General features: G+C 55.0%; 7 protein-coding genes and 1 riboswitch. Of the genes, 3 read left to right on the forward strand and 4 right to left on the reverse strand.

Annotated features, from left to right (window positions below; all coding sequences use genetic code 11):
• Positions 1-41: 41 nt before the first annotated feature.
• A riboswitch (TPP riboswitch) is annotated at positions 42-144 on the forward strand.
• 35 nt (positions 145-179) lie between these two features.
• From thiM to WCC56_RS20095, 3 genes are all read left to right on the forward strand, one after another.
• A complete protein-coding gene (gene thiM, locus WCC56_RS20085; protein ID WP_424694084.1) occupies positions 180-965 on the forward strand; it encodes a hydroxyethylthiazole kinase in 786 nt (261 codons plus the stop codon).
• Complete coding sequence (gene thiD / locus WCC56_RS20090) at positions 962-1,762, forward strand: bifunctional hydroxymethylpyrimidine kinase/phosphomethylpyrimidine kinase (RefSeq protein ID WP_424694085.1); 801 nt, start codon at positions 962-964, stop codon at positions 1,760-1,762. The genes thiM and thiD overlap by 4 nt, the downstream gene beginning before the upstream one ends.
• A 163-nt stretch (positions 1,763-1,925) precedes the next feature.
• The gene (locus WCC56_RS20095; protein WP_424694086.1) at positions 1,926-3,971 is read left to right on the forward strand and encodes an FUSC family protein; all 2,046 of its coding nucleotides are present in this window, start codon (positions 1,926-1,928) and stop codon (positions 3,969-3,971) included.
• Here the strand turns inward: WCC56_RS20095 and WCC56_RS20100 are convergent.
• The 4 genes from WCC56_RS20100 to WCC56_RS20115 all read right to left on the reverse strand — a co-directional run bounded on the left by WCC56_RS20100 (position 3,966) and on the right by WCC56_RS20115 (position 8,608).
• A complete protein-coding gene (locus WCC56_RS20100; protein WP_424694087.1) occupies positions 3,966-4,655 on the reverse strand; it encodes a GntR family transcriptional regulator in 690 nt (229 codons plus the stop codon). The genes WCC56_RS20095 and WCC56_RS20100 overlap by 6 nt on opposite strands.
• A gap of 77 nt (positions 4,656-4,732) precedes the next feature.
• The gene (locus WCC56_RS20105; protein WP_424694088.1) at positions 4,733-6,196 is read right to left on the reverse strand and encodes a mannitol dehydrogenase family protein; all 1,464 of its coding nucleotides are present in this window, start codon (positions 6,194-6,196) and stop codon (positions 4,733-4,735) included.
• Positions 6,197-6,243: 47 nt separating this feature from the next.
• Positions 6,244-7,527, reverse strand: coding sequence for an MFS transporter (locus WCC56_RS20110; protein WP_424694089.1), 1,284 nt, complete (start codon positions 7,525-7,527; stop codon positions 6,244-6,246).
• A 70-nt stretch (positions 7,528-7,597) separates the two neighbouring features.
• Positions 7,598-8,608, reverse strand: a complete 1,011-nt coding sequence (locus WCC56_RS20115; protein WP_424694090.1) for a Zn-dependent oxidoreductase — start codon at positions 8,606-8,608, stop codon at positions 7,598-7,600.
• Positions 8,609-9,075 lie beyond the last annotated feature (467 nt).

A 9,075-nucleotide genomic window follows, 5' to 3' on the forward strand; every position in this document is an offset into this window, starting at 1 on the left:
CCGCAAACCACTTCCCTTAATCTAGCCACAGATTGCACGTTTTAAATGACTCGGGGTGCCGTTTCTTTCCAAAGAAAGGGCTGAGAAAAACCCGTCGAACCTGAACTGGATAATGCCAGCGGAGGGAAGTCAGATGCCTGACCGCATCGCCTTCTTGATCGCCGGTTGGGAGTTTCACCATGAACCAACCTCACACCTTTGTTGCGGCTGATGCCGTTGCCTCACTCCATCTCTTCCGTGAAAAATCACCGCTGATCCACTGCCTTACCAACGATGTGGTGCAAACCTTCACCGCCAATGTGCTGCTGGCGCTTGGGGCTTCTCCGGCGATGGTTGTCGATCCGCAAGAAGCCGAACAGTTCAGCGCCATTGCTGATGCCGTCTTGATCAATGTCGGCACGTTAACCCAGTCGCGCAGTAAAGCGATGCTGGTTGCCGTGCAATCTGCTGTTAAAGCACAGCGTCCCTGGACACTCGATCCGGTTGCGGTTGGGCCACTGACTTTCCGCAGTGAATTTTGCCAGCAGTTGTTGGAATATCGCCCTGCGGCTATCCGTGGGAATGCATCGGAGATTATGGCGCTGGCCCGTCAGGCCGCCTCCGGGCGAGGCGTGGACAGTTTGCATGACTCTGCTGCGGCGCTGGAGGCCGCTCGCCTGCTTGCCAGTAGCACAGGAGCCATTGTCGCGGTTACCGGAGAAACGGATTACGTGACAGATGGCGAACGCGTGTTGGCTGTGGCAGGCGGTTCACCGTTGATGACCCGCGTAGTGGGCACGGGCTGCGCGTTATCTGCAGTGGTGGCGGGGTTTGCTGCGTTGTCCGGCGACCGGTTAATGCATGTGGCCAGCGCCTGTCGGGTAATGAGCCTGGCTGGGGAGAACGCGGCCAATGCTGCGGCTGGTCCGGGTAGTTTTGTCGCACTGTTCCTGGACGAACTGTTCAACATGGAGGTGCAGGGATGAAACGCATCAACGCATTAACCATAGCCGGAACCGATCCAAGCGGTGGCGCAGGAATTCAGGCCGATCTGAAGACGTTTTCTGCCCTTGGCGCTTACGGCACCAGCGTGATCACCGCATTGGTGGCGCAGAATACCTGTGGCGTGCAGTCGGTGTACCGCATTGAGCCTGATTTTGTCGCGGCGCAATTAACGTCTGTCCTGAGCGATGTGCGCATCGACAGCGTAAAAATTGGCATGCTGGCTGAGAGCGATATCGTGGAGGTGGTGGCCGCAGGACTGAAAGCCTCCACAGTGCCGTGGATTGTGCTGGATACGGTGATGCTGGCGAAAAGTGGCGATCCGCTGCTTTCCCCGGCGGCGGTTTCTACGCTGCGTGACTGCCTGCTGCCGCAAGTTTCGCTGATTACACCCAATCTGCCGGAAGCCGCAGCCTTGCTGGATTGTCCCGTTGCCACTAACGAAGACGAAATGCGCCAACAGGGCAGGGAGCTGTTAGCGCTGGGGTGCCAGGCTGTACTGATGAAAGGGGGGCATTTAAGTGATGCCGAAAGCCCGGACTGGCTCTTCACCCGCCAGCTGGAGCAACGTTTCACCGCGCCACGGGTGCCAACCAGGCACACGCACGGCACAGGCTGCACGCTCTCTGCCGCTCTGGCGGCTCTGCGGCCAAGACATGACAACTGGGTGGCGACGGTTCATGAGGCTAAAGGCTGGCTACAGGGCGCGCTGGAGCAGGCTGATTCGCTGGAAGTTGGCAACGGCATTGGCCCTGTGCACCATTTTCATCGCTGGTGGTAGCGGGGGGTCGGGCAGCGTTGCATGGGGCTGATAATGATTAGCTCCATATCTTTCACACTGTGTGATTATTTTGTTACAAACTATCGATACCTTCCCCTCTCCACTCCGTTGCTAAACAACGATAAAATAGTGCTTTAGTCTGACTTGAGCCGTGAAGTTAATCATGAAGTGGTTATCTAAAAATGCGTGGTTATTTGCTGTTAAAACCTGCATTGCCGCCTTTATCGCGTTATACATCGCCCTGGAACTGAACCTGGATAAACCGGCCTGGGCCATGGTGTCGGTTTACGTCATCTCTCAGCTGTATTCTGCTTCCACGCTGTCTAAAGCGCTGTTCCGCTTTCTTGGCACCGTGTTGGGCGGGATATTCATCTTTCTGATTTACCCGATTACCGTTACCCATCCGATGCTGTTCAGCCTCTGCGTGTCGCTGTGGGTTGCCTGCTGCCTGTATCTTTCCCTGCAAGACCGCACGCCCAAGAGCTATGTCTTTATGCTGGCAGGCTACAGTGCTGCCATCATGGGCTTTGCCGATGTCACCACGCCGCTGTCGATTACCTACACGGTGATTTCCCGTATTGAGGAAATTACCGTAGCGATCGTCTGCAGCAGCCTGGTGCATATGCTGGTGTTCCCGGTACGGATGCGCAATCTGCTGGAGAACAGCGTCGGGAACTGGTTCGACAGTGCCAGGAATCTCTGCAACGAGCTGCTGACCGTTGAATCGAAAGAGCGCTCGCCGGAAAGGGATCAAATCCTGGTGCAGATGGCCAATTATCCGGTGACCGTCGAAACCCTGATTACCCATTGCGTGTATGAAGGGGATTCAGCGCGCAAGCTTATCCGTCTGGTCAGCGCGCAATATCAGCATCTCTCTTACCTGATCCCCACGCTGACGGCGATTGAAAAACGCCTGAGTTTGCTGGCGGAGCAGGGCATTATCTTCCCGGATTTTGTCGCTGAATCCTTCAGCCACTTCCTGGTCTGGCTGAACAGCCCTGAGCAAAGCGGGCATGCACAGTCCATTCAGGCGGATATCCTCGCTTCCCAGGAGAAAATCAAATCGCTGTATGGCAGCGGCGAAATGAATGCGGAAGAAGGGCTGTTGCTGATTGGGTTGCTGGAAAGGTTGCTGAATTTTATCCGTATCTCAGACTCGTATTTTGATGCCAAAGAGCGCGTCAGCCAGCTTGGGCCGGAGAAAAAACGCGGCAAGCTGAAACTGATCAGAAAGCATCGGGACACCGGGTTGATCTTGCTTTCCTCCTTCACTGCTTTTACCGCCACGTTGATCGGCTGCCTGTTCTGGATTGGCAGCGGCTGGAAAGATGGTTCGTCAACGCCGATGATTGCCGCCGTGGTGTGTTCGTTCTTTGCTGCGCTGGACAGCCCGGTTGCCTCAATGAAGGTGTTTCTGAAAGGGGTGCTGATCGCCATTATTATCAGCGTGCTTTACGTAGGGCTGCTGATCCCGATGACGGTGACCTTTGAATCACTGATTATTTGCCTGGCGCCAGGCCTGCTGGCATTGGGTCTGGTTATTGCCAACCCTTCAACCAATTTTATCGGGCTGATCATCTCTACGCAGATCCCCGGTTTTATCGGCATGTCTCACGATTTGAAGCCCGATCTGCTGTCGATTATTAACGCGTCGATATCCACCGTGGTGGGCATTTTAGTGGCGGTACTGGTCACGGCGATTATCCGTAACAGAAGACCTGCCTGGTCTGCCAGACGCGTGTTACGCAAGGGGATCAAAGAGCTGTTGCAGTTCACTGGCGAAATCAAGATCAACACTTCCTCGCTGGTTTCGCGTCAGAAATATGTCGCCAGCATGATCGATAAAATCAATATCATCCTGCCACGTAACCGCATCGATCCCTCGCCTGGTGTGGCGCTGGGAGGCAATTTGATTACGGAAATCTGGCTTGGGGTGAACTGCTACGATTTTTACGCCAGGCATCAGGCGATCATCAAAGGCCATCAGCTGGAAACCGATCCGGTGATGTTTGAGATCAATCAGTACTTCAAAAAGCGGCTGAAGGATCTTCACCTTGAGCCGCCGCACTCGTTGCTGGCCGAATTGGATCGGTTGCTGATTAAGACGGAGGGGTTGTGTCGTGCAGATATGGCCCTGTTCAGGCCACTGTTCTATCTGTTTAATATCCGCATGGCGTTATATCCCATGCAGAGATGGCCGGCACTATAGCGGTTTATCAAACCATTCGCTGTTTTGCTCGGCAATCGGCGTAATGGAGAAAATCATCTCCTGCAGATGGCGGCGCAGGGCTTTTTCAGCGCCGTCGACATCTTTGGCCACCAGCGCCTGATAAATCTCCTGATGTTGCTGGATCAGGCTGTCAGGCGGAGAGACTTTGCTCAGGGTCAGGAACCGCACCCGATCCATCGCCGCTTTGATGTTTTCGACCGTTTCCCACGCCAGCTCGCAGTTGATGCTCTGAGCAATCAGGCGGTGGAACTCATCGTCCAGCAGTAAAAAGGCCTGGCTGTCATGGCGATCGGCGGCCATTTGTTGCAGCTGAAGGTTGTGTTCAAGCTGAGCAAGAGACTCGTCAGAGGCTTCGGCTGCCGCCCGGCGGATCACCGCGACTTCTACTGCTTCACGGATAAAACGGCCATCCGCTACGCGCTTAGCTGAAATTTTGCGCACAAAAGTGCCGCGCTGTGGCAGAACCTGCACCAGCCCGGCTTCAGCCAGTTTAATGAAGGCTTCACGGACCGGCTGGCGAGAGACGCTAAACCGCGAGGAAACCTCTTTTTCAGACAGGAGCGAACCCGGTGGGATCGCGCAGGTCACAATGTCCTGGCGGAGGAAGCGGTAAATTTGCTGATTCACCGGTTCGTTCGCGGTAATGATATAAGCGGTAGACATTTAGTAATATCCCTATACCTTCTGGACGAAAGTCTAAGTCTAAACAGGGCGCTGGCTCTTCGCCAGCGCTTATTCGCTTAAGCCTGCGTAAGGGCAAGTTTTACCGTCTCTTTGGCGCCTTTTTCCAGTAAAAGCCGGTAGAAATGGTTCACTTTTGCGACGAATGCCGGCTCCGCGGCCAAATCTTCGCCAAATACCGCTTTTAGTGACAGCAGGGCAGCGATACGGGCTTCGCCTTCTGCGGTTTCTGCCACGCGTTGCGCCAGTTGGGCACTCATCGGGTCGCGAATTTCAATCGGTTGACCTTGCTCATCTGTCCCACTGACATAGCGCATCCAGCCTGCCACGCCAAGGGCCAGTAAGTCATAGCGGCCGCCGTGCTTCAGGTGCCAGCGGATGCTGTCCAGCCAGCGTTGAGGCAGCTTTTGCGATCCATCGTTAGCAATTTGCGCAGTGCGATGTTTAATCGCCAGGTTTTCATAGCGGGTGATCAGCGAGTTGGCGTAGGCCGCCAGATCGACACCTTTGGTGTGCAGCGTGGGAGCTTGCTCATCCAGCATCAGTTGCAGCGCCGCCTGACGATAGTGAGGGTCAGCCATACAATCACTGATGTGCTGATAACCGGCCAGGTTGCCCAGATAGGCCAGGAAAGAGTGGCTGCCGTTCAACATGCGCAGCTTCATCTCTTCGAAAGGCAGCACGTCGCTGACCAGCTCTGCACCGGCTTTTTCCCATTCAGGGCGGCCGCTGACAAAGTTGTCTTCAATCACCCATTGCAGGAAAGGTTCGCACACTACGCTGACCGGATCTTCACACCCCAGTTTTTCACGCATCGCGGCATGGGTTTCGTCAGTCATGGCCGGAACAATACGGTCGACCATGGTGGAAGGGAAGGTGACGTGCTGAGCAATCCATGCAGCCAGTTCGCTGCTCTGTTTTTCTGCCAGACCAAGCACTACGTTGCGGGTGACGTGGCCATTTTCCGGCATGTTATCGCAGGACATCACGCTGAAGGGCGGCAGATTACGCTCGCGGCGGCGGACGATCCCGGCGAGGATGATGCCCGGCAATGAGGTTGGGGCATCAGGATGGGCAATATCCTGCACAATCGACGGATGAGCCACATCCAGCTTGCCGCTGGAAGGTTCATAGCAGTAGCCTTTTTCGGTCACGGTCATCGAAACGATCGCCACATCTGGCTGTGCCAGCGCTTCAATCACCGCATCAATACCGTCAGATTTGCCATGCAGGGCTTCTTTCACCACGCCAATGACCCGCAGCGCCATCTGGTCGCCGGCCATTTCGGCCACGGTATAGCAGCAATCCTGCTTTTTCAGTGCCTGGATCAGTTCGCCGCTGTTGAGGTTAATTTCGCAGTAACCCCAGTCGCTGCCGAACTGGCTGGCGAGTTTGTCGCTGCAAACAGCCTGATGAGCACGGTGAAAGGCACCAAAGCCGATATGCACCATGCGGGTTTTGAGCTTCTGGCGGTCGTAATTCGGGCGAACAACGTCCGGAGAGAGGAGGTCAAGTGAAAGCATCGATAATCCTTTCTGTTACGGCGCGCGTTTTACCGCGCGCCCATTTTTCACACTGAAACCGCTTTATTCTGCGTCTTCGGGCTTTTGATAACAAAGAACACCAGCACTGCACCGAGGGCTGCAACCGCACCTGCCAACACAAAGGCGCTGTCGAACTTGCCGGTATGATGGACGATATAGCCGGTGACAATCGGTCCGACAATGCCAGACAGGCTGCCGACCAGGTGGATAAATCCGCTGATGCTACCCACGCGGCTTTTGTGCACCACATCCTGGATAATTGCCCAATAGATGGCACCGGTGATGTACAGGAAGAAGATGGAGACTGACATCAGGGCAACGGCTGGATAGGTTCCTTTTACAGAACCTGCCAGCGCAACACAAATAGCCGCGGCCAGCAGCGAGACCACCAGCACAATTTTTCGTGAAAGCAGCAGCTTACCGGTGATTTTAAAGATTTTATCGGAGATCAGGCCACCCAGCGCCAGGCCAACAAATCCGACGATCCACGGGATCATCGTGGTGATGCTCATCGATTTGATATCGAGGTTATGCGCCTGTACCAGGTAAGCCGGGAACCAGCTCAGGAAGAAGAACAGGATGTAGTTGTAGCAGAAGAAGGCAAACGCGGTCACCAGGATAATAGGCTGGCGCAGGTAGTGGCCCAGGCCGTGAGAAGCCTGAGCTAACTCATCCTCTGGCGTGGTTTGTTCGTCTTTCAGTTTGGCAATCAGAAGGCGTTCTTCTTCGCTGACACGGCGGCTTTTCAACGGGTTATCGGAGGCGATAAAGAACCAGACGACCATCCAGACGATACCGACTGAGCAGATAATGACAAACGCCGGGCGCCAGCCGAAAGCGAGGGCCAGATAGCCGATGATCGGTCCGGCAATAGCGCCACCGAGCGGGGAACCCGCACTGAGGAAGCCCATTGCCGTGGCGGCCTGTTTCTTAGGGAACCAGCCGTTGATAGCTTTGTTCGCCGAGGCACAGATTGGGCCTTCAGCCATACCAAACAGCACGCGCAGGATCAGCATGGACCAGAAGCCGGTTGCCACAGCCGTCAGGCCGCAGAACAGTGACCACATACCCACCGCGATGCCCATCACCAGCGTCGGGCCAAATTTGTCGGTAGCCAGGCCACCGAGGAAGTTGAAAATGGCGTAGCCGAAGAAGAAGCTGCCGAAGATCAGGCCGAACTGTTCAGCGTTCAGCATCAGATCTTTTTCGATCATCGGTACAGTCAGCGAGAGGGCAACACGATCGAGGTAGTTGATCATGTAGACCATAAACAGCAGAAGTACGATAGTCCAACGTAGGTTTTTGAACATAGTAATTCCTTGATTATTCTAATAATAATGGGCATATCACGTGCCGGAGAGTCCCCGGCAAGTCCGGAGGTTATTCTACGGCTAAGATGACTTTACAGCAGCTTCGTGGATCTTTTTCGAACAGGGTCATAGCCTGCTCAATATCGGCCAGCGGAAAATAGTGAGTGACCAGTTTTTCAGGCTGGATCAGGCCCTGTTCCATCCAGCTAATCACTTCAGGGAAGCGATGGCTGTTCAGGCGAGAGGTAAAGAGCGACAGTTCTTTGCTGGTCAGGCTTTGCTGGGTAATGGAGCAAGCTTCACCAGAGAAACCTAGCAGGCCGATGCGTCCAGCCGGAGAAGCCAGAGCCGCGGCTTCAGCCAGGATGGCAGGATGGCAGGCAGCATCAATAATAAGTGTAGGAATTTCGCCTTCCAGCTGAGCAGCCAGCGGGATGTCGCTGTTGTTAAGCACCACGTCAGCGCCGTTGGCTTTCGCCATGGCAAGGCGCTCCGGCAGGCGGTCCGCCACAATCACTTTGCGCACGTTATAGACGCCTTTCAGCACCTGAATCGCGGTCAGTCCCATCGGGCCAGATCCAAAGATCAGTGCAACATCGTCGGGCTGAGGCTTAAGGAAAGCGGTGATATTAGCGGCAATGGTAAACGGCTCGACCAGGCTGGCGAGTTTGTCCGGAATGCTTTCAGGCAGAGTATAAGCGTTGGCGGCAGGAGCCACGGCATATTCGCTGAATCCGCCATCGCGGTGGACGCCAATCACCTGCAGTTCACTGCAAACGTTAGGGCGGCCGATGGAGCAAGGGTAGCAATGGCCGCAGCTGACAACCGGGTCAACAGCAACGCGTTCGCCGATGCGTGCGGCATCTACGCCTTCACCCACGGCATCAATGCGGCCGAAAAACTCGTGACCGATTACGCGAGGATAGCGAGCAAAAGGGTTATGGCCGTGCCAGATATGCACATCCGATCCGCAGATGCTGGCGTACTGAACTTTGACTCGGACTTCGCCAGCGGTGGGTATCAGTTCAGCGCGTTGCTGGACCTGCAGTTCACCGGGGCGTTCAATGACGATGCTTTTCATGGCATCTCCTTGTGGACTTAGTATGCTGAAAAAATACGCTCTGGAGTACTACCATACAAGGTGCCAGTGTCGGATGTTCGACGCGGATCACATTTGTTACCCAGGTTGATTAAAATGGGAGAGGTTGTTAATGGAGGGGGGGACGGGATTAAGGGATTAAGGGATTAAGGGATTAAGGTCAACGGCTGGTGCGGTGATACGGCGTCGGCATAGAGCGCGTTATCCGAGACGCTCGTAGGGGAAAATGCAGCTCCACACAAAGTCGCAGCAACAGTGAAAGCCTGGAAGCAGCATCTCTGCTGCATACACTCGGCTAACGCGCTCTATGCCGCCACCTAATAACTACGGAGTTGGTGGGTGGGGTTTGTGGATGCACAGGTCAAAAACGGCTGCGGTGGTTCGGCGTCGACATAGCGCTCGTAGTTAAGGTCAACGGCTGGTGCGGTGATACGGCGTCGGCATAGAGC

It is taken from the genome of Erwinia sp., from assembly GCF_049696395.1.
In the GTDB taxonomy this organism is placed as follows: Bacteria; Pseudomonadota; Gammaproteobacteria; order Enterobacterales; family Enterobacteriaceae; genus Erwinia.